The sequence below is a fragment of the Alcaligenes sp. SMD-FA genome (genome assembly GCF_025960365.1).
In the GTDB taxonomy this organism is placed as follows: Bacteria; Pseudomonadota; Gammaproteobacteria; order Burkholderiales; family Burkholderiaceae_B; genus Alcaligenes; species Alcaligenes aquatilis.
Map to the genome: position 1 here is coordinate 3,476,113 of NZ_CP110108.1, position 19,466 is coordinate 3,495,578.

Annotated in this window: 19 protein-coding genes; 14 read left to right on the forward strand and 5 right to left on the reverse strand. The window is 57.2% G+C overall.

Annotated elements, in window-relative coordinates; all coding sequences use genetic code 11:
* Positions 1 to 306: 306 nt before the first annotated feature.
* Positions 307 to 1,848: a nitric oxide reductase transcriptional regulator NorR gene (gene norR, locus OKX01_RS16065; protein ID WP_264672065.1), complete on the forward strand. Its 1,542-nt coding sequence runs from the start codon at positions 307 to 309 to the stop codon at positions 1,846 to 1,848.
* Positions 1,841 to 2,539, forward strand: a complete 699-nt coding sequence (locus tag OKX01_RS16070; protein WP_094197791.1) for a Crp/Fnr family transcriptional regulator — start codon at positions 1,841 to 1,843, stop codon at positions 2,537 to 2,539. Before norR ends, OKX01_RS16070 begins: the two co-directional genes overlap by 8 nt.
* Positions 2,540 to 2,547: 8 nt before the next feature.
* Here the strand turns inward: OKX01_RS16070 and OKX01_RS16075 are convergent, their stop codons facing one another.
* Positions 2,548 to 3,351, reverse strand: a complete 804-nt coding sequence (locus tag OKX01_RS16075; protein WP_159063954.1) for a formylglycine-generating enzyme family protein — start codon at positions 3,349 to 3,351, stop codon at positions 2,548 to 2,550.
* 173 nt (positions 3,352 to 3,524) lie between these two features.
* Here OKX01_RS16075 and OKX01_RS16080 point away from each other — a divergent pair, with 173 nt between their 5' ends.
* On the forward strand, positions 3,525 to 3,989 hold the full coding sequence (locus OKX01_RS16080) for a nuclear transport factor 2 family protein (protein WP_094197793.1): 465 nt from the start codon (positions 3,525 to 3,527) through the stop codon (positions 3,987 to 3,989).
* Between the two features lie 53 nt (positions 3,990 to 4,042).
* Here the strand turns inward: OKX01_RS16080 and OKX01_RS16085 are convergent, their stop codons facing one another.
* A complete protein-coding gene (locus OKX01_RS16085) occupies positions 4,043 to 4,699 on the reverse strand; it encodes a TetR/AcrR family transcriptional regulator (protein WP_264672066.1) in 657 nt (218 codons plus the stop codon).
* A gap of 143 nt (positions 4,700 to 4,842) precedes the next feature.
* On the opposite strand from OKX01_RS16085, the gene OKX01_RS16090 reads away from it, so the two are divergent.
* Genes OKX01_RS16090 through OKX01_RS16125 form a run of 8 tightly spaced genes read left to right on the forward strand, consistent with a single transcriptional unit; the run spans position 4,843 to position 12,376 of the window.
* Positions 4,843 to 6,192 (forward strand): NAD(P)/FAD-dependent oxidoreductase, encoded by a 1,350-nt coding sequence (locus tag OKX01_RS16090; RefSeq protein ID WP_125277803.1) that lies wholly within the window; start codon positions 4,843 to 4,845, stop codon positions 6,190 to 6,192.
* Positions 6,189 to 6,941, forward strand: coding sequence for a DUF1365 domain-containing protein (locus OKX01_RS16095; protein ID WP_094197796.1), 753 nt, complete (start codon positions 6,189 to 6,191; stop codon positions 6,939 to 6,941). The genes OKX01_RS16090 and OKX01_RS16095 overlap by 4 nt, the downstream gene beginning before the upstream one ends.
* Positions 6,938 to 8,209, forward strand: coding sequence for an SAM-dependent methyltransferase (locus OKX01_RS16100; RefSeq protein ID WP_094197797.1), 1,272 nt, complete (start codon positions 6,938 to 6,940; stop codon positions 8,207 to 8,209). The genes OKX01_RS16095 and OKX01_RS16100 overlap by 4 nt, the downstream gene beginning before the upstream one ends.
* Positions 8,202 to 8,771 carry a chalcone isomerase family protein gene (locus tag OKX01_RS16105; protein WP_264672067.1) on the forward strand — a complete coding sequence of 190 codons (570 nt, stop codon included), beginning with the start codon at positions 8,202 to 8,204 and terminating at the stop codon, positions 8,769 to 8,771. The genes OKX01_RS16100 and OKX01_RS16105 overlap by 8 nt, the downstream gene beginning before the upstream one ends.
* Before the next feature lie 15 nt (positions 8,772 to 8,786).
* Positions 8,787 to 10,082: an MFS transporter gene (locus tag OKX01_RS16110; RefSeq protein ID WP_264672068.1), complete on the forward strand. Its 1,296-nt coding sequence runs from the start codon at positions 8,787 to 8,789 to the stop codon at positions 10,080 to 10,082.
* Positions 10,079 to 10,639 carry a DUF3833 domain-containing protein gene (locus OKX01_RS16115; RefSeq protein ID WP_094197800.1) on the forward strand — a complete coding sequence of 187 codons (561 nt, stop codon included), beginning with the start codon at positions 10,079 to 10,081 and terminating at the stop codon, positions 10,637 to 10,639. Before OKX01_RS16110 ends, OKX01_RS16115 begins: the two co-directional genes overlap by 4 nt.
* Before the next feature lie 5 nt (positions 10,640 to 10,644).
* A complete protein-coding gene (locus OKX01_RS16120; protein WP_094197801.1) occupies positions 10,645 to 11,436 on the forward strand; it encodes an SDR family NAD(P)-dependent oxidoreductase in 792 nt (263 codons plus the stop codon).
* Between the two features lie 37 nt (positions 11,437 to 11,473).
* Positions 11,474 to 12,376: a TIGR01777 family oxidoreductase gene (locus tag OKX01_RS16125; protein WP_094197802.1), complete on the forward strand. Its 903-nt coding sequence runs from the start codon at positions 11,474 to 11,476 to the stop codon at positions 12,374 to 12,376.
* 183 nt (positions 12,377 to 12,559) lie between these two features.
* Here the strand turns inward: OKX01_RS16125 and gltS are convergent, their stop codons facing one another.
* Both gltS and ispB read right to left on the reverse strand, forming a co-directional pair.
* Positions 12,560 to 13,789, reverse strand: a complete 1,230-nt coding sequence (gene gltS, locus OKX01_RS16130) for a sodium/glutamate symporter (RefSeq protein ID WP_121739656.1) — start codon at positions 13,787 to 13,789, stop codon at positions 12,560 to 12,562.
* Positions 13,790 to 14,042: 253 nt separating this feature from the next.
* On the reverse strand, positions 14,043 to 15,008 hold the full coding sequence (ispB, locus tag OKX01_RS16135; RefSeq protein WP_094197804.1) for an octaprenyl diphosphate synthase: 966 nt from the start codon (positions 15,006 to 15,008) through the stop codon (positions 14,043 to 14,045).
* A 173-nt stretch (positions 15,009 to 15,181) separates the two neighbouring features.
* Between ispB and OKX01_RS16140 the strand changes: the two genes are divergently transcribed.
* Genes OKX01_RS16140 through OKX01_RS16150 form a run of 3 tightly spaced genes read left to right on the forward strand, consistent with a single transcriptional unit; the run spans position 15,182 to position 17,764 of the window.
* Positions 15,182 to 16,048 carry an ATP-binding protein gene (locus OKX01_RS16140; protein ID WP_094197805.1) on the forward strand — a complete coding sequence of 289 codons (867 nt, stop codon included), beginning with the start codon at positions 15,182 to 15,184 and terminating at the stop codon, positions 16,046 to 16,048.
* Positions 16,041 to 17,042 carry a Nudix family hydrolase gene (locus OKX01_RS16145; RefSeq protein WP_094197806.1) on the forward strand — a complete coding sequence of 334 codons (1,002 nt, stop codon included), beginning with the start codon at positions 16,041 to 16,043 and terminating at the stop codon, positions 17,040 to 17,042. Before OKX01_RS16140 ends, OKX01_RS16145 begins: the two co-directional genes overlap by 8 nt.
* On the forward strand, positions 17,039 to 17,764 hold the full coding sequence (locus OKX01_RS16150; protein WP_199827840.1) for a spermidine synthase: 726 nt from the start codon (positions 17,039 to 17,041) through the stop codon (positions 17,762 to 17,764). Before OKX01_RS16145 ends, OKX01_RS16150 begins: the two co-directional genes overlap by 4 nt.
* A 193-nt stretch (positions 17,765 to 17,957) precedes the next feature.
* Here OKX01_RS16150 and OKX01_RS16155 read toward each other — a convergent pair whose 3' ends face one another.
* Positions 17,958 to 19,466, reverse strand: a complete 1,509-nt coding sequence (locus OKX01_RS16155; protein ID WP_094197807.1) for an efflux transporter outer membrane subunit — start codon at positions 19,464 to 19,466, stop codon at positions 17,958 to 17,960.

Sequence of the window (19,466 nt, forward strand, 5' to 3'; positions counted from 1 at the left end):
TTTCTTCTCCGTCTCGCTGATGAATCAAACGACCCAATCCAAACAGGTCCTGGCAGGACCCAGTTACCTGGTCAAAACCTGTTTGGGTACGGCCCCGGAACGGGGGACGGACCGAAGTACACGCCTTGTAGCGATGTTCTGCTAAGTCGGGGGTCATGTCATAGTCCTTAAAAATGTATGACAAGACCTCTAAAGCAAAGACCGTGCCAAGTCCAAGACGACATAGATCAATGGTTTGCCACCATCCTAGGTATAAACTACCCCAACAAAACTGGGTATTTTTCACCATAAGGGTATTTTCCACCCATGCTAGATCTTTTGATTGCCGACCTTGCCACCGAGATTCCCGGGCCCTTACGTCTACAGCGCATGGTGCATTTGCTGGCTAGGCACTTTGGCTGTGATGCAGCGGGTTTGCTGAAACTGGATGACACCGTATTGCGTATTGTTGCAGCCAGCGGCTTGGGCCATGACACCCTGGGGCGTCACTTCGTGATTGCAGACCACCCCCGTTTGAACCGAATTTTGAGCTCATCCAACCTGACCCGCTTTGAACCCCACTGTGGCCTGCCCGACCCTTACGACGGCTTGCTTGATGACAAACTGGGCCAGCCTTTGCCGGTACACGATTGCGTAGGGATTACCTTGCAAGCCCAGGGCACACCCTGGGGCATTCTGACGCTGGATGCCTTGCGGCCAGGGACGTTTTCAACCTCCATGCTGATAGAACTGAAGCACTGGTGCCTGGTGCTGGAGAGCGCGATCCGCATCAGCGAACTGGAAGAAGAGAACCGCAGTCTACGACTGCTCTCCACCTTGCCGCCCGATTATTTGTCACGCCATAACTCGGCCGCCATCATTGGCAACAGCAAACCGCTGCAGGAAGTCATTCAGTTGCTGGACACGGTGGCCTCCTCAGAGCTGCCTGTACTTTTACTGGGCGAGACGGGGGTAGGGAAAGAGCTGTTTGCACAGCGCCTGCATCAACGCTCACCACGTCACAACAGTCCCTTGATCTACGTGAACTGTGCTGCCCTGCCCGAGTCTTTGGCGGAAAGCGAATTATTTGGACATGTAAAGGGGGCCTTTTCCGGGGCGCATGAAAATCGCGCCGGGCGCTTTGAAGCGGCTCAGGGCGGCACCCTGTTTCTGGATGAAATCGGTGAGTTGTCTTTGACGATTCAGGCCAAGCTGCTGCGTACCTTGCAGAATGGCGAGATTCAACGCTTGGGGGCGGACCACCCCATCAAGCTGAATGTGCGTCTGGTTGCCGCCACCAACCGTGACCTGAGTCAGCAGATCGCCCAAGGCGGTTTCCGGGCGGACCTGTTTCACCGCCTGTCGGTTTTTCCACTTACCATCCCTGCCCTGCGCGAGCGCCATCAGGACATCTTGCTGCTGGCAGGCCATTTTTTGGAAATCAACCGATCCCGTTTGGGATTACGCGGAATTCGCTTGTCTCCCGACGCAGAAGCCGCTTTACTGGCTTATCATTGGCCGGGTAATGTTCGTGAACTGGAACATTTGATCAGCCGGGCAACTATCCGCCTGCTGGTCGACACGCCAGAACGTAACCAAATATTTACACTTAGCGCTGATAATCTCAATTTGTTACCTTCTATCCACCAGCCTGTCGCAGCGACCAGTATGGCGATTGATCCCCCCCGCCAATCCTTGCGTCAGTCCGTTGAGCAACTACAGAGCCAACTGATCCGAAAGGCTTTGGAGGATACCACCGGTAACTGGAGCCAGGCTGCCCGGCAGCTAGGCATAGACCCCAGCAATCTACACAAGCTGGCCAGCAAACTAGGGCTAAAAACCCGCTCAGAAAGCTTAAGTGATGACTGACATCTCCTACCCCTCCTTGTTAGCCAACCTGCCCGTTTTCTCCACGCTGGACGCAAGCGGCATCGATGAGCTGTGGCAAGAAGGACGCCTGATCCACTACGACAAGGACAGCCAGGTCTTTCGCCAGGAACAAAGCAGCGACCATTTTTTCGTCCTGCTCCAAGGCCTGATCAAAGTCGTGCGCACCATGCCCAATGGCTCGCAACTGCTGGTACGTTTTGCCTTACCGGGCGATGTGATTGGCATTGCCCCAGCACTGCGCCGCCGCAACTACCCGGCTACCGCTATCAGCGTGACCACCAGCGCGGCATTGGCCTGGCCAGAGAAATCCTGGGACAGCCTGACACAACGCTTTCCGTGCCTGCTCAATTCTGCGCAAGATACCGTCGCACAACGACTCAGCGATGCGGATGATCGCCTGTTGGAAATTCATAGTCTGGAAGTGGAGCAGCGGCTTGCTCACAGCCTGCTGCGTTTGATTCGCCAAGTGGGCCAAAGCGGCGCACAAGGCACATCCTTGAGCATTCCGGTGACCCGGCAAGATCTGGCTGACCTGGCCGGGACCACCTTGTACACGGCCAGCCGTGTCGTCAGTAGCTGGGATCACCAGGGCTTGATTCTGGCAGGCCGCAAACAAATTACGATTGCAGACCTGGACAAGTTTGCACAAGCCGTTCTGGAGCGTGGCTAAGTGCCAGCCTAATCGTCAGTGACCAGACGCAGCCCCAGATAACGCGGTGGCACACCAACCGAACACGCCCCGGTTTTAGGATCGCGGATAAAGTCGGGCATCACCGCAATATGCTCGCCCCCCAAGGTGCGTACACCGCAGTTTTCCAGGCGTGATTCTGCACGAGGCATGCTGATGCGGTGTACCCGTACGTGGCAGGTATTGGTCCATTCGGCCACCTGCCCACCAGCATCAAATACCCCATAAGCATTGGCCACGCCCTGCCCCAAGGGCGCTAAGGGCACCTCTTGCTCCTGTTTGCGCTTGTAGCTTTCCTGATATTCCTGCAGCCACAAAGCGGCCTGCTCATTCTCATCCAGCCCACCCTGCGCCGATTCAGGTACTTTCTGATCGGCGAAATAGCTCCATTCCAGATACTGCGGCAAACGGAATGTCTTGCCTGTACGCTCGCTTAACCAGGCAGCGTAATCCTGTCCGTCCTGCCAGCTCACCCCGACAACCGGCATATTCTTGGCCTGCCCTCGACCCACTGCGTCTGCAGCCTTGCAACGTTCTGCACGAACGCACTGATCGTACTCGTACTGGCTGACTTGATATTTCATCGCTTTCAGGGTCGGGGCCGGGGCATACATCACCGTATCGGACGCGACCAAGCGGCCATCGAGCAAGTACTCGCCAGCCTGCATGAGCTCACGTGCCGGGCCAGCCACTTCCACCAGCTCTGGCAAAGCGGACGGATTGCTGGACTCGCCAGCCGAACATCCGGCCAATATGGCCACTAACAGCACGGATCCCACTACATGGCTTCGCATTATGCACTCCCTAGAGACAATCACCATTGAAACGTAGCGAGAACATTGCGTCCTTGCTCCAAGGCAAACAGCGTCTACAAGAAGTCAAATTATCCAACCCGCTCTTTGGCCTGTTGCTTGAGCCTTATACTTGTTGTTTCCTCATCGTCCCTTGAATCCTCAGGCTGACACCCATGAAGACTGACTTGCCCGCAGGTTCCGATGATAGTGCGGCGGCAGTGCGCCGAATCGTCCAGCTCTATCAAGAGCTGGCACCAGACCGGCTCTCCGAGCTTGAGGCCTGTTACGCGCCTGATGCCTATTTCAAGGACCCCTTTAACGAAGTGCGTGGCGTGCCGGCCATTCGACGCATCTTCGAACATATGTTTACGGCGCTACAAGCACCACGATTTGTCATTACGCAGCAGATCGTCCAGGATCACCGGGCCTTTCTGGAATGGGAGTTCCGTTTTCGACTCCGTCGGTGGAAGCCGGACGTTGAACAATGCATCAAGGGGGCTTCGTTCCTGTCCTTTGATGAACAGGGACGGGTGTCTCATCATCGCGATTATTGGGATGCGGCCGAGGAGCTTTACGCAAAACTGCCGCTACTGGGCGTATTGATGCGCTGGCTGCGACGCAAGCTTGCTACCTCTTGAGACAACAAGCAATCGGAACACACACAAGCCCCTGCTTGCGTTTGGAGATCACCCTACGGAGTGGGGGGCTTCAGGCCAGGTCCTGCCAAACCATCAAACGTGGTGCTGGTCACCCATTCAATGATTTGCTCATGGGTGTACTGGCCGGACTCCTTGAGCAAACCCACCACAGGATCGCACGCGCGCGCAAATAGGGTATAGAGCACAAGCTCAACGGGCAGACCCGTTTGGAGGCCGCCTGCTGTCTGTGCCTCGATAATCCAGGTGCTCAGACGATTACTCAAGGCGATCAGACGATCCATATACTCGTCATTCGATTGGAGCGAGGTGCTAAGGTTCGAGTTCTGCGCGGGCAACGACGGCATTTCCCCTTGCAATTGGGTGTGCATCGTCCAGCGCACCACTGATTTGAGCTGATCGATTGCTGCAATCGGCGCACCCAAGTCAGCCGCGCTCTTGGCCTGTCTACGCAACTCGTCCACAAAAGCCAAGGCGCGATCCAAGACGCCAACCATTGCGGCCGCAGCAAGCTCTTCCTTAGACGTGAATAACTTATACAGGCTGGCCTTGGCCATGCCCGCCTCGGCGGCAACTTCGTCGACCGTCATGGCGTCGTAGCCCTTGGTAGCCAATAGCCGGTTCACAGCGGTCACGATAGCTTCTTCGCGCACCCGCTGGATTTGTTGTTTGATTGAGGATCGAGCGTTCATACATCACATTTTAGGACGAATGGGACTATCTTGAACACTAGATAGTGCAAAAATAATATTTAGGGTTTATAGTTTGAACTAAGCAGTTCACATTTTAATCCTTATGGTCTATTGAGCACTATAGCAATACTCAAGGAGCTGCCATGCGTCGTATCGCTGTCATAGGTTCGGGCATTTCCGGTCTGGCCGCTGCCTTTCGTCTGGCCAGCACGCAGACCTCTCATCGCGTGTGCTTGATCGAGGCAAACAGCTATTTCGGCGGACATGCCAATACCGTCCAACTAAGCCTGGACGGAATTTGTCATGGTGTAGATACCGGGTTTCTCGTATTCAATCACCGCACCTACCCCATGCTCACGCAACTGTTCAAAGAGCTGGATGTGGAAACGGCACCGTCCGAAATGTCTTTTTCAGTGCAGGTGCCCGACGCCCACGGCAGACCGGGTATGGAATGGAGCGGCAGCTCCTTGAACGGGGTTTTTGCACAACGCAAAAATTTGCTGCGCCCACGCTTCATTGGCATGCTGCTCGAGATCATGCGTTTCAATCGTCTGACCACGGACATTGCCCAGCGCCAGGTCGAGTCGCAGCTCAGTGCCTCGATAGAAACCTTTCTTGATCAGCACGGCTTTAGCAGCGCCTTTCGCCACCACTATCTACTACCCATGATTGGCAGTATCTGGTCTTGCCCGACAGATCAAATGCTGCGTTTTCCCGTTACTACCTTGATTCGCTTTTGCCACAATCATGGGCTGATACAGATCACTAATCGGCCTCAGTGGCACACCGTTCGAGGGGGATCGCAACAGTATGTGCGTCGCATGATTGAACGGCTGCAACAAGACGGTCGCCATGAAACACGCTTGAATACCCCGGTGCTCAGCCTCAAACGCCTGCCACAGGGGGTTTTAGTAGAAATGCCCCACGGGTCGGAACAGTTCGATGCCATCGTACTGGCCTGCCATAGTGACCAGGCATTGCACTTACTTGGCAAAGACGCGACACAACAGGAACAAGCCGTACTGGGCAGCATCCGCTATCAGGCCAATGAAGCGGTTTTGCATACCGATACCTCCGTCTTGCCACAACGCACAGCGGCTTGGGCGGCATGGAACTACGAGCGCGCCTCCTGCGTGAATTCAGAAGAGGCAGGGGTTTGTCTCCACTACCTGATCAACCGATTACAACCCCTGCCCTGGCAACAAGCCGTGCTGGTTTCCCTGAATCCAGCCCGCCCAATAGACCCGGACAAGGTGCATGCCCGTATTGGCTACCACCATCCGGTCTTTGACCAGGCCGCCATCCAGGCACAACCGCTTGTCGAGCAACTGCAAGGCCAACGCCGCACCTGGTTTTGCGGCGCCTGGTGTGGCTACGGGTTCCATGAGGACGGCTTGCGCTCTGGCCTGAATGCGGCCGACAAGGTCCTGCTGTCTCTTGAGCACGAACAGCCAGCGCCCCCCATCGAGATCAACGAGGAGGAAACGGTATGAGCACCGTCCCTCTTATTGGCTTTGGCCATATTTGGCACCGCCGGCTACGGCCGGTCGATCACGCCTTTCGTTACCCCGGTTATTTCCTGCTGCTTCCCATGCGCAGCCTGCGTGAGCACCCCGTTGCTGTGCTACGTCGCAATCGGCGCGGCTGGATCAGTTTTCACGATAGTGATCACGGCGACGGCAGCAATGACGCTCTGGCCTGGTTCGAGGCCTTGCTGCAAGAAGAAGGCATACAGGACGCCGATGGGGAAATCTGGTTGCATACCTTCCCCCGTGTCCTGGGCTATGTCTTCAAGCCCGTCAGCTTTTGGTACGCACATCGGGCAGACGGCTCGCTGGCGGCGATTCTGGCTGAGGTCAACAACACCTTTGGTGAGCGCCATGCCTATCTTCTTGCCGGACCGGATCTGGACTGGGACTGTGAGCAAGTGGCCAGCAAGCAATTTCATGTGTCTCCATTTTGCGAGACTCAGGGAGAGTATCGCTTCCGCTTCAAACGCAGTGACCGCGCCAACCTGGCACTCATTGATCTTTACGACGACGCAGGCCCCGTGCTGCGTACGGGCGTTCAAGGAGTGTTGCATCCCTTGAGCACCACGACCGTGCGCCGGGCCTTTTTTGGCACGCCGCTCATGACCCTTGGGGTCATTTTCCGCATCCACTGGCAAGCACTGCGCCTGTGGGCAAAGCGGCTTCCTTTCCATCGCAAACCACCAGCGCCCAAGCGCTCTGTCACACGATGAATACAAGCACCGCCACCCTCTTGCGCAAGTCCGCCGATGCAAAACGCGTCTTGCCACCTAGCGCGAACCGCGTCCTGAAGCTGTTGACGCATCTGCCTCATGGCCAATTGGAGCTTCAATTGCCCGATGGGCAACTGCGGCATTGCCCCAAACAGAGCGCCCCGGATGCAGACGCACGCTGCACAATCAAGCACTGGGAAGCGCTGGAGCGCGTTCTAAGCTCGGGCGATATTGGTTTTGCCGAAGGTTATATAGACGGCCTATGGGACAGTGACGACCTTAGCGGACTCTTGCGCCTGTGCATCGACAACCGCGACCACCTGGAGCAACTGGTATATGGTCACTGGTGGGGCCGTCTGGGCTTCAGGCTACGGCATATGCTTCGCCGCAACACACGGGCAGGCAGCGCCAAAAACATCCATGCCCACTACGATCTGGGCAACGATTTTTATCAGCTGTGGCTGGATCCGACCATGAGTTACAGCTCTGCGTGGTTTGAAGGTCTCAGCGGCAGCGCCTTGCAAGAGGCAGATCTGGAGCAGGCCCAGCAGAACAAAATACGACGTGCGTTGCGCGAGACAAGGCTGCAACCAGGTCAACGCCTGCTGGAAATCGGCTGCGGTTGGGGGGCACTTGCCCAGACAGCGGCCACGGAGTTCGGCGCACAGGTCAGCGGTGTGACCTTGTCGCGTGAACAACTTCACTGGGCCACGCAGCGCATCACCCAAGCAGGCCTGCAAACACAGGTGGATCTGCGTTATCAGGACTACCGGGACTTAGCTGCCGAACACGCGGCGCAGCCATTCGACGCCATTGTGTCCATTGAAATGTTTGAAGCGGTCGGACATGAATACTGGCGCACCTACTTCCAGACCTTACATGACTGCCTCAAACCGGGGGGCCATGCTTGCCTGCAATCGATCACCCTGCGCGAAGACCTTTTTGAGCGCTATTTGCACTCTTCCGACTTCATTCAGCAGTTCATTTTTCCGGGAGGACTGTTGCCCAGTGTCACGGCCTTCGAGCGCGAGGCGCAACGAGCAGGCCTGGAAATAGTCAAGAAGATGAGCTTTGGCAAGGACTATGCCGAAACGCTCAGGCGCTGGCGTCAGGCTTTCGAGCACAAGCTCGATGCTGTACGAAGCCAGGGCTTTGACGAACGCTTTGTACGCATCTGGCGATTTTATCTGGCCTACTGCGAGGCTGCCTTTGATATGGGCAACACCGATGTGGTCCAGTTCACATTGAGAAGGCCCGACCATGCCTGATCTTCGACGACGCAAAACCCTGATCTGGGGCATCAGTCTTCTCGCTCCTACCCTTACTGCCATGACCAATACTGTCTTGGCGGCCACACCGGCTGCCCCCCAGGAGCTGCGCTCCACCCTGCCCGCTGCCCATTTGCTTGGCAGCGGCCCCATGCGCTTTTTTGGACTGCGGGTTTACGAGGCGCGCCTGTGGGCGCTGCCGGACTTCGAGCCAGCACAGTATGCACGCCAGCCTTTCGCACTGGAACTGATCTACGACCGCAAGCTGGAAGGAGAGGCAATTGCCGAGCGCTCAATAGCCGAAATGCGACGTGTCGGCAGCTTCTCTGAACAACAGGCACGCCAATGGTTGCTCCTGATGACAAAGGCCTTTCCTGATGTGCTGGCTCAGGATCGGCTGCTGGGGGTAACCGACGGGACCGGCGATGTACGTTTTTTCCACAATGGACGCGAGACTGCACGTATTCAGGACGCAGAGTACGCGCGCCTGTTTTTTGGAATCTGGCTGTCTGAGCAAACGTCGGCGCCCGGTCTGCGCGCGGCATTGCTGAGTAAACGCTAAGAAAGGCACGACATCATGCCCTCCCAAGAACTTGGCCCCTCCACACCGCTGCACTGGCGTACAGGGCTCTCTTACGGCAGTCTTGGCCTACCGCTGGCTTTTGTGTCGCTGCCTTTATACGTCAACCTGCCTCATTACTATGCAGCGGTGGCGGGCGTGCCCCTGGCCAGTCTGGGTGCCGTACTGCTTGCCACTCGAGCCATTGACGCGGTGCTCGATCCCGCATTGGGACGCCTGGCCGATCGCCTTTTGCATCGAGGACAACGTCAAGCCTGGCTGGCAGCCGTGCTGGGCAGTGTCATCATGGTCTTGGGGTTTGCCGCCTTGTGGCATCCTCCCCTGGCTGTTCAAGAGGGGGCGCTAGTCTGGCTGGCGGTCAGCCTACTGGTATGCACCCTGGCCTATAGCGCCGTGAGCATACTGCATCAGGCCTGGGGTACCCGTTGGGGAGGTGACCCCCATTGGCGCGCACGAGTGACAGCATGGCGGGAAGGCGCCACGCTTGCCGGTGTCCTGCTGGCCAGCATCTTGCCTACCTGGCTGGGCTTTGACGTGACCAGTATCGTGCTTTTTCTGGCTCTTGCCCTAGGCTTGCTCGGACTGCATAGCTTGCAACGATTCACAGCAAGCCCAACACGTTACGGACATCGTCACATCAGACCTGCTCAGGCCACCTCACCCTGGGCAGATGCCAGTTTCCGCCGGCTGTTATCAGTCTTCATGCTCAACGGTGTGGCCGCTGCCATACCCGCCACCCTGCTCCCGTTTTTCGTAACGGACCGTCTGCAGGCAGCCGATATGCAACCACTTTTCCTCTTGTGTTATTTCGGTGCTGCGGCGGCCGGGCTGCCACTGTGGATCAAGGCCGTTTCGCGCTGGGGCCTCGCCCCCAGTTGGCGCGCTGGCATGCTGGCAAGCATCATCGCCTTTTCGCTAACACCCTGGCTTGATGCTGGTGACGACAAGGTCTTCATCCTTATCTGCCTGGCAAGCGGGCTTGCCCTTGGCGCGGATCTGGCACTGCCAGGCGCTTTGCTGACCGGTGTCATCCATGAGTCCGGTCACGGTGGCTCGGGCGAAGGACGATATCTGGGCTGGTGGGCTTGTGCCACCAAGCTCAATCTGGCTTTAGCCGCCGGGCTGTGTCTGCCGCTGCTCGCCTTTCTGGGTTACCACAGCGGCACGACCGACCCGGCAGGCCTGCAGGCACTGGCCTGGACCTATGGTGGCCTTCCCTGCCTGTTCAAACTGCTGGCGTGGGCATGCCTATGGCGCGCTGAGCACCTGCACACCTCCTGGAGACTGATATGAAATTGACAACATGCCGTGTCTCGACCCTGCCCTGGCGGCGCGCCATTCTGGGACTGACACTCACCGGATTGCTGGCCGGGTGTGTAGGGCCCACCGTACAGGACTATGCCCAGGAGCGTCCCGAACTGGACCTGCGTCAGTATTTCAACGGGCCCTTGACCGCCCACGGCTTGTTCACAGACCGCTCCGGCAAAGTGGTCAAACGCTTCACCGTGCGCATGACAGGCACCTGGAATGGCGATGAAGGCGTGCTCGATGAGCACTTTGTCTACAGTGATGGCACCACACAGCAACGGATCTGGCATTTGAAATATCTGGGTGACGGCCATTACACCGGGCGCGCGGACGACGTGGTGGGACAAGCACAAGGGCAGACCGCGGGCAACGCCTTCCATTGGAATTATGTGCTGGCACTGCCCGTGGACGGCAAAGTCTGGAACGTCAACATGGACGACTGGATGTATTTGATGGATGGTCGCACCATGCTCAACCGCGCCGCCATGAGCAAATTTGGTTTTCATCTTGGTGACGTAACCTTGTCCTTCACTAAGGAGTAAGTGTGATGGCACTGCTGCACACAAAACTCAACCCGCCGATCAGTCAATGGCAAGGCAAATGCGCCTGGATTGTCGGCGCCTCATCGGGCATAGGCAAAGCCACCGCACAAGCACTCCATGCCCAAGGAGCACGTGTCATCATCTCGGCCAGAGATGCCGATGCACTGCACACCCTGGCTGATGGCCGAGATGGCTTTCTGGCCGTACCGCTGGATGTCACCCAACTCGACTCCATGGTGGCGGCCAAGACAATGGTTCAAGCCTACGCGGACAAGGCCCCGGACCTGGTGCTGTATTGCGCTGGCAGATACCAGCCTCAACGAGCGACGCAATTCGATCTGCTTGAAATGCAGCGACATCTGGACGTTAACTATGTCGGCGCACTGCACCTGCTGGACACGGTTCTGCCGATGTTGCTTGCAGCCGGACGCGGTCACCTGGCTTTAGTCGGCAGCGTGGCCGGCTATCGAGGGCTGCCGATGTCCCTGGCCTACGGCCCCACCAAAGCGGCGCTGAACAACCTGGCCGAAAACCTCTACCTGGACCTGCACCCTTTGGGGCTGGGTGTTTCCATTATCAACCCGGGGTTTGTGGACACCCCATTAACTGCACAAAACAGTTTCAAGATGCCCGCACTGATCACCCCCGAAGAAGCGGCGCAGCATATCTTGCACGGCTGGAAACAGGGACAGTTTGAAATGAACTTTCCTCGCCGTTTCACTGGCTGGGTCAAACTCATGCGATGCTTGCCAGATAGCTGGTATTTCTGGGCGGTACGCCGTGTCACCGGCATGTAATTTCACCGGCGGCTCACTGTTAAACACGGAGAATCCGATGCGCATCCTTCTGACCGGGGGCACCGGCCTCATTGGACAGGCCCTTTGCCAACAATGGCAAGCTCAGGGCCATGAACTCTGGGTATGGAGCCGCACCCCGCAGCAAGTTCCCCAGTTATGCCCGGGCGCAAAAGGCGTAGCCACTCTTGAAGAGCTAAATGGCAACGCGCCATTTGACGCCGTCATCAACTTGGCTGGGGCCCCGATTGCCAATCAACGCTGGACTGATTCACGCCGCCAGCTTCTGTGGCGTAGTCGTGTGGATCTGACTCGCCGCCTGGTGGACTGGATGGGGCAGCAAGCGTCGGTGCCGCCCATATTGATCTCGGGCTCAGCCACAGGCTGGTACGGAGACGGTGGGCAACAGCCTTTATCCGAAGACAGTGCACCAAGCCACAAAGACTTCGGCAGCCAACTTTGTGTGGCCTGGGAGCAAGAGGCCGAACAGGCACGCCAATGGGGGGTACGCGTGGTCTTGCTACGCACCGCACCCGTCTTGGCCAACAATGCAGGAATATTGGCTCGGCTCCTGCCCTCGTTCAAGCTGGGATTGGGTGCCAGACTAGGTGATGGTCAGCAGTGGATGCCATGGATACACATTGAAGACCAGGTCGCTCTCATCGACTACCTTTTGCACAATCAAAGCTGTGAAGGCCCCTATAACGCGTGTGCGCCGCAGCCTGTGCGCAATGCGGAGTTCACCCGCATCCTGGCGCAAGAGCTGGGCAAGCCAGCCCTGTTTCATGCCCCGGCCTGGGTGCTACGGCTGGCATTGGGAGAGATGTCTGTTCTGCTGCTGGGCGGACAACGACTGATTCCGCAACGCGCCCAGCAAGCGGGTTTCAGTTGGCGTCACCCTGAACTGTCCGAGGCCTTAAGGGATGTGCTTAACAAAGCCTGAACGGATCGCTTACAGAGGTGGTCTTGCCATCTTGCCCATCAAAAAACGGCGGACGCTAAGGTTCGGACATCGCCTTGGCCCAAGCCGTCCCGAGCAAAATTCACACACCCCCTGTCCGTGACGTCCAAGCGTCCGGCCACGAGACACTGCCGCGCCGTTCGGCGCGGCCTGAGCCTTGCGCGCTTACGTCAGAAAGTTCACAAAGCCGGTGATAATCACGGCGTTGAAAAAATCGATGAACAAGGAGCCCACCAAGGGAATCACAAAAAAGGCCTTGCGCGAGGGGCCATTATCTTCCGTGAAAGCCTGCATATTGGCCATGGCGTTCGGCGTTGCCCCCATGCCGAAACCACAATGCCCGGCCGACATCACAACAGCGTCATAGTCCTTGCCCATGACATTGAAGGTCACATATCGGGCAAAGAAGTACATCATCACGGTCTGGGCAATCAGGATCACCAGCAAGGGACCGGCCACTTGAGCCAGTTCCCACAACTTCATCACCATCAATGCCATGACCAGGAAGAAAGCCAGCGACACGTTGCCGATAATTTCAAACTCTTTTTCCGGCAAGCGGTAACGACGCCAATCAATCACATTACGGATAACGGCTGCCACCAGCATGGACCCCAGGTAGGCAGGCAGCACGATGCCGCGCTCACCCAACCATTCGATGATGACACTGCCCACCCCAATCGCAATGGACAGCAGAACGACCGCGTAGACCGGCATTTCAAAGCCACCATCATCAAGCTGAACGGTTTCTTTAACCTGGGCTTGCATAGCATGGGGTACGTTTGCACCTTCATGCTGGCGACGATGACGACGGTGTGGTGCAGGGCCGTCAATCTTGTGTTTTTTCATCAGGCGTCGGCCCAAAGGACCACCAATGACACACCCCATCACCAGCCCCCAGGTCGACGCGGCAATGGCAGCGGGCAAGGCCCCCACAGCACCTGCGTTCTCCAGCAAGGGGCCAAAAGCGGCGGAGGTCCCGTGACCTCCTGTCATGGCGACCGAACCGGCCGCCAGGCCCAGCAAGGGATTGGCATCCATCAAAGCGGCCAGGGTGACACCCATCACGTTTTGCAGAATAATCAGGACAACCGCACAGCCCAAAAACAGGGCCACTGCCAGCCCCCCCTTTTTCAACAGCTCGAAACTTGCTGAAAAGCCAATGGTGGTAAAAAAGGCCATCAACAAGAAGTTGCGTATATCGTCGTTGAAAGAGAAGTGAAACGAACCCGTCTCGTGACCCACCAGGGCAATCAATGCAAAAACCAAACCGCCAATAATGGGGCTGGGAATGAAATAGCGGGCCAGCACAGCAACGCGATTCTTTATATATTCTCCCAGCACGAGAAAAACAGCCGCTAAACCGACCGTTTGCGCTATATCGAGCTGAATATTCATCTATCCGTTCCTTACATCTTTGGAATAAGGGGCCTGCACCTATGTGTCTGACAGAGGCTTCAAACCAGTTTGTTCAAATAGGCGTGTCTATCGTTGCTACTTCGTCCTTGTGGGACAAAGGCATGACCACCAACAGCGTAGCAAAACCGAGAAAAATAACATGAACAGACGCCTAATGACGCCTATTTCCGTTAATCGGCCCGCCTTATTAAAAAAAAACCCGCCTGCCGGCGGGTTGGGGAAAAGGTGATGCTTAGCGATCGCGTTCGATGGAAAACGCGCACAAGCTGAGCAATACCTGCTTGAATTCGCTCTCAGGCACATCCGCCAGAGCCTGCACCGCCAATTGGGCTTCCGCCTTGGCCGCTTCGCGGGTGTACGCCAACGCGTCAGTTTGCTCAATGGCCTGGGCCACTGCCGCAAAATCCGCATCACCGGTTTCAATGGCGGACTTGATCAACTGGACTTGTTCGGGTGTCCCCACTTCCATGACACGGATCAGTGGCATAGTGGGCTTGCCTTCGCGCAGATCGTCACCCACGTTCTTGCCCAATGCCTGGGCATCACCGGTGTAATCGAGCACATCATCAACCAGTTGAAAGGCCGTACCCAGGTGACGACCATACGCAGCCATGGCCTCTTCCATCTCGGGCGAAGCTCCGGCCACAATCGCGCCAACTTGCGCGGCCGCCTCAAACAGTTTGGCTGTCTTGTAGCGCACGACTTGCAGGTAACGCTCTAGAGAAACGTCCGGGTCGTGTACGTTCAGCAGTTGCAAGACCTCGCCTTCAGCGATCACCGTGGTGGCTGCTGACAACACAGCCATGGCAGGCATGGAGTTCGACTGCACCATCATCTCGAAAGAGCGCGAGTACAGGTAGTCGCCCACCAACACACTGGCTGCATTGCCATAGACGGCATTGGCCGTGTGGCGACCGCGACGCATATCGGATTCATCAACGACATCGTCGTGCAGCAAGGTGGCCGTGTGGATGAACTCCACAACGCCAGCCAGCAAATGATGCGTGTTCCCCTGATAAGCCAGTGCGCGGGCTACCAGCAACAAAAGCGCGGGACGCATACGTTTGCCACCCGCACTAACGATGTATTCGCCGATTGTGCGTATCAGCACCACATCCGAATTCAAGCGCTCACGAATGACGACATCAAGAGCCTTCATGTCGTCGGCAATAGGTTCAATCAGGGTGGACAGGTTCAAAACAGAATTCCGGACGAGTAAGGGAGGGGGCCCGTAGCGGCCAACCATAACTGAGTGATTATACGATCTTGAATCGCTTTGGGCCCATTGTTACGCGTCCAGCACAACAGTGATCGCAGAAAAAGGTGCCAAATTAGCGATAATAAGCGTTTCAACCTGAAACGGAGACCGTCTTGAGCTCGCAAGACCTGAGTACCCTGATCAGCCGGGCCGAGCGGGTTCTCGCTCAATTGGAAGCCTGGCTCCCCCCTGCTCCCCCCCCTGTCAACTGGGATTGCGTGGCATTTCGCTGGCGCACCAATGGTACGCGTGGCTGGTTGGAAGGTGTCTCGCACGTCGCCACCATCCAACCGGACGATCTGCACCATATCGAACGCCAAAAAAGCATTATTGAGCGCAACACCCGCCATTTTCTGGCAGGCAAACCCGCCAATAACGTCTTGATGACCGGTGCGCGCGGGACGGGAAAAAGCTCGCTGGTCAAAGCCATGCTGGCCAAATTTGCCGACCAGGGCCTGCGCCTGATCGAGGTGGACAAGTCCGATCTAGGCGATCTGGGTTACATCATTGACCTGATCAGCAAGCGCCCCGAACACTTCATCATCTTCAGCGACGACCTGTCTTTTGAAGAAGGCGAAGCCGGTTACAAGGCGCTCAAATCCGTGCTGGACGGCTCACTGGCCTCCCCTGGCGACAATGTACTGATCTACGCCACGTCCAACCGACGTCACCTGATGCCTGAATACATGAAGGAGAACCTGAGCACCTCCACTTCCGCAGACGGCGAGATCCACCCCGGTGAGGCCGTTGAAGAAAAGGTATCCCTATCCGAGCGCTTTGGACTATGGTTGTCGTTTTACCCCTTTAAACAAGACGACTATCTGGACATTGTGTATTACTGGCTGGGCGCATTGGGTTGCCCTGCAGAACACATCGAAAGCTCGCGTACGGAAGCCTTGCAATGGGCTCTGGAACGTGGCTCGCGCTCCGGCCGGGTAGCACGTCAATTTGCTAGAGATTGGACCGCTAGACATGTCTAAACCCACGTTGGAAGTGGCCGTTGGCGTTTTACTGAACCAACACGGCCAAGTGCTACTGGGAAAACGCCCAGCCGATAAACCCTGGCCAGGCTGGTGGGAATTGCCTGGCGGCAAGATTGAAGCGGGCGAGAGCGTCGTACAGGCACTGGTACGGGAACTGCGCGAAGAACTCGGCATTGAAACGACCCACGCACACCCCTGGGTCACCTATACACACGAATACCCCAAGAACTTCGTCAAACTCTCTTTCTGTCTGGTGCGGGAATGGGAAGGCGAACCACAGTGCCTGGAAGGCCAGGAGCTTGCCTGGGTCAACCCTAAAGGTCCATTGGAAGTCGGCCCTGTACTGCCTGCTACCGAACCGCCGCTGAAATGGCTGCAACTGCCCGAACGCTATCTGATTAGCAACATCGACGAGCCAGCCCGCTTACCCGCCTATCTGGAACAACTGGAACAAGCTCTGCAACAAGGCCCGGCCCTGGTTCAGTTTCGTGAGCCTGCCTGGGCTGCCCGACCTGATGCCGAGTTCCATTTGCACCAGGCGTTTCTGCAAGTGGTGAACCTGTGCCAGCGTTACCAAGCGCGCTGCCTGGTCAACAGTCTGCACCCCGAGAGCTGGTGGGACCACGCCGATGGTGTGCACTTGCGCGCCAGCGACGCCCAAGCCCTGTCTGCGAAATGCCACGACACCCTGGCGACATTTCCCGCGATCAGCAAAGGCTTGATCGGCATGTCCACGCACAATGAAAGTGATATTGAAATAGCCCGCAAAATCCAGGCGGACTTTCTGGTTCTGGGCCATGTCCTGGAAACCGCCTCTCATCCCGGCGATCCCGGTATGGGCTGGGCCCGTTTTGCCAGTCTGGCCGAACAAGCTGGCCTGCCTGTGTTTGCAATCGGCGGACAATCGGCCAACACTCTGGCTCAAGCCCGCAATCACGGCGCACACGGCATTGCCGGTATACGCCATATGCTGGACAGCGACCCGGTATGATGCCGCAGGTCTCTATTTCGGAACACGAAGGCGTGCGCTACCTGCACCTGGGCTCGGCCTGGGTGCAGGGCGCCATGCGCCTGGATGCTCCCGATCAGTTGGAGCTGCACTACATCCGTCAAATGATGATCTGGAGCTTGTTCCAGACCGATCCGCGCCGTATTGCCCAGCTTGGCCTGGGCGCAGGCAGCCTGACGCGCTTTTGCTACCAGCATTTCCCCCAGGCGCGTATCGACGCGGTGGAAATCAATCCGGAAGTGGTGCAAGCCAGCCGGCTGCTGTTCAATTTACCGCCCGACGACCAACGCTTGAACGTACACACGGTAGACGCGCTGGACTATCTGGACGCGGTATATGGCGAGCTGGATGTGCTGCAAGTTGATGTCTACTCTGATCAGGCCGAGCACCCTGCACTGGAAAGCGAAGCCTTTTACCAGGCCTGCCGCAAAGCTCTGAGGCCGCAAGGACTATTGACGGTCAATTTACTGGGGTCGGAACGGGTACATGCGCGTAATCTGCATGCGTTGCAAGAGAGCTTCTCTGCCGTGGTCTGGCTACCTGAAACCCATGACGGGAATCTGGTTGCCCTGGCCTTTGTGGACCCGCCACAAATTGATTTTGATGATTTGTACCAACGTGCTGAAGAGATCCACGCCCTCTTGGGTTTGGACGACGGCAAGGAATGGGTTGACGGGCTATATGCCTGGATGGACCAGGACTAAGTTCAAAAACCTCAGCCAAGCTTTAAAAAAATACCCCGGAAACTGACTGGCAACTCCGCTCTTGGGGTATTTTTTTGCCTTCGCAACATTCAAAGTCACAGCGAATTGGCTGTCTCCAAGGTCTGGTTCACCTATTCCTGAAACGGGCTTACATGACATAGCAAACCTGCCAGCCCGTCCTGGGCCTTGGGCATCACTCGGCGGCAGGACCTGATGCGTCTGCGACAGACTCTGCCCCATCGGTTTTCTTCATACCCGCTTTTGTAACTTCCTCTGAAGTCAGCCCGGTTTGCGCATCCCAGCCGCCGCCCAAGGCCACCATCAGTTTGACTGCCGCCCGCAAGCGTTGAGACTCCAGATCCAAGGCCTGCCGCTCGGCTGACAGGGCCGTGGCCTGGGTTTGCGCCAGACTCAGAAAATCCACCAGCCCGGCATCAAACTGATTGCGCGTCAGCCGCAAAGACTCGCGGGCCGCCGCCAGAGAACGCGCCTGACTGGCTTGCTCCAGCTCCAGGCCATTACGCTCCGACAAGGCATCTTCCACTTCTTTCAGCGCATCCAGAACCGTCTGGCGGTAAGCCGCCAATTGTTCGTCATAACTGGCCTTGGCCTGCTCGACTTGTGCACGACGCGCTCCAAAATCCAGCAAGGTCAGGGCGAAGGCAGGCCCCAGGGACCAGACACGCGCGGGTGCCGTCAGCCATTCACTTAAATCACTGCTGCTAAACCCCCCGCTGGCTTTCAGGCTCAAGCTGGGAAACCAGGCGGCTTTGGCTACACCAATCTGGGCATTGGCCTGCGCCATACGACGCTCGGCCCGGGCCACATCGGGGCGACGTTCCAGCAGGCTGGATGGCAAGCCCACCGGAATATCCGGAGCCACTGGCCAAGGCGCATGCGGCACCACCTCGAACTGGGACGGCGCACGGCCCACCAACACCGCCATGGCATGCTGATAGGAGGCCTTTTCACGATTCAAAGCCAGGCGCTGAGTACGTGCGTTTTCAAGCTGACTTAAGGCTGCCGCTACGTCTCCCGGGGCCGAAAAACCGGCGTCCAGACGATTCTGATTAATTTGCAAAGAGCGCTCGTACGCGGCCACAGTTTCATCCAGCACGCGTTCGCTGGATTCCACACTGCGGTACTGCAAATAAGTTTGGGCCAATTGCGACTGCAGGCTCAAACGCGTGGCGGCCATATCCGCAGCACTGGCTTGCAGACCTGCGTCACCCGCTTCTACCTGACGGCGAATCCGCCCCCACAAATCCACTTCCCAATTCACGGTGATGCTGGCATCGTAAGCGCTGCTGCTTTGGCTGGTATCACCCGAGCCGCCGCCCCGTCGCGTGGTTCCGACCGAGCTGTCCACTTTCGGAAACAGAGTCGAGCGCGTGTTGGACAAGGTGGCTTGCGCCTGCCGGACGCGTGCCTGTGCTTGCTGCAAGCTAAAGTTCTGCTCGTTCAGGCTTTGCATCAAGGTATTGAGCACGCCGTCATTAAAGCTTTCCCACCAGGGGCCGCGATCCTTCAAGTCAGCCGGTTCAGCCTGCTTCCAGGCCGTGGAACGCACCTTTTCCCGAAAGTGCTCCCCCACTGGGGCCTCAGGCCGCTGATAATCAGGGCCAACGGCACATGCGGACAGGAGCAGCACCATCCCAGCCAGTGCAAAGCGCGGAAACATCGTGGCAGTAGAAATAGGCAT

Coding starts and splice junctions, on each gene's coding strand:
- OKX01_RS16085 (WP_264672066.1), bottom strand. CDS start 4,699: ATGAACGCTCGATCCTCAATCAAACAACAAATCCAGCGGGTGCGCGAA.
- OKX01_RS16095 (WP_094197796.1), top strand. CDS start 6,189: ATGAGCACCGTCCCTCTTATTGGCTTTGGCCATATTTGGCACCGCCGG.
- OKX01_RS16120 (WP_094197801.1), top strand. CDS start 10,645: ATGGCACTGCTGCACACAAAACTCAACCCGCCGATCAGTCAATGGCAA.
- OKX01_RS16080 (WP_094197793.1), top strand. CDS start 3,525: ATGAAGACTGACTTGCCCGCAGGTTCCGATGATAGTGCGGCGGCAGTG.
- OKX01_RS16100 (WP_094197797.1), top strand. CDS start 6,938: ATGAATACAAGCACCGCCACCCTCTTGCGCAAGTCCGCCGATGCAAAA.
- OKX01_RS16125 (WP_094197802.1), top strand. CDS start 11,474: ATGCGCATCCTTCTGACCGGGGGCACCGGCCTCATTGGACAGGCCCTT.
- OKX01_RS16110 (WP_264672068.1), top strand. CDS start 8,787: ATGCCCTCCCAAGAACTTGGCCCCTCCACACCGCTGCACTGGCGTACA.
- OKX01_RS16150 (WP_199827840.1), top strand. CDS start 17,039: ATGATGCCGCAGGTCTCTATTTCGGAACACGAAGGCGTGCGCTACCTG.
- gltS (WP_121739656.1), bottom strand. CDS start 13,789: ATGAATATTCAGCTCGATATAGCGCAAACGGTCGGTTTAGCGGCTGTT.
- OKX01_RS16090 (WP_125277803.1), top strand. CDS start 4,843: ATGCGTCGTATCGCTGTCATAGGTTCGGGCATTTCCGGTCTGGCCGCT.
- OKX01_RS16155 (WP_094197807.1), bottom strand. CDS start 19,466: ATGCCTATTTCTACTGCCACGATGTTTCCGCGCTTTGCACTGGCTGGG.
- OKX01_RS16075 (WP_159063954.1), bottom strand. CDS start 3,351: ATGCGAAGCCATGTAGTGGGATCCGTGCTGTTAGTGGCCATATTGGCC.
- OKX01_RS16105 (WP_264672067.1), top strand. CDS start 8,202: ATGCCTGATCTTCGACGACGCAAAACCCTGATCTGGGGCATCAGTCTT.
- OKX01_RS16145 (WP_094197806.1), top strand. CDS start 16,041: ATGTCTAAACCCACGTTGGAAGTGGCCGTTGGCGTTTTACTGAACCAA.
- norR (WP_264672065.1), top strand. CDS start 307: ATGCTAGATCTTTTGATTGCCGACCTTGCCACCGAGATTCCCGGGCCC.
- OKX01_RS16070 (WP_094197791.1), top strand. CDS start 1,841: ATGACTGACATCTCCTACCCCTCCTTGTTAGCCAACCTGCCCGTTTTC.
- OKX01_RS16115 (WP_094197800.1), top strand. CDS start 10,079: ATGAAATTGACAACATGCCGTGTCTCGACCCTGCCCTGGCGGCGCGCC.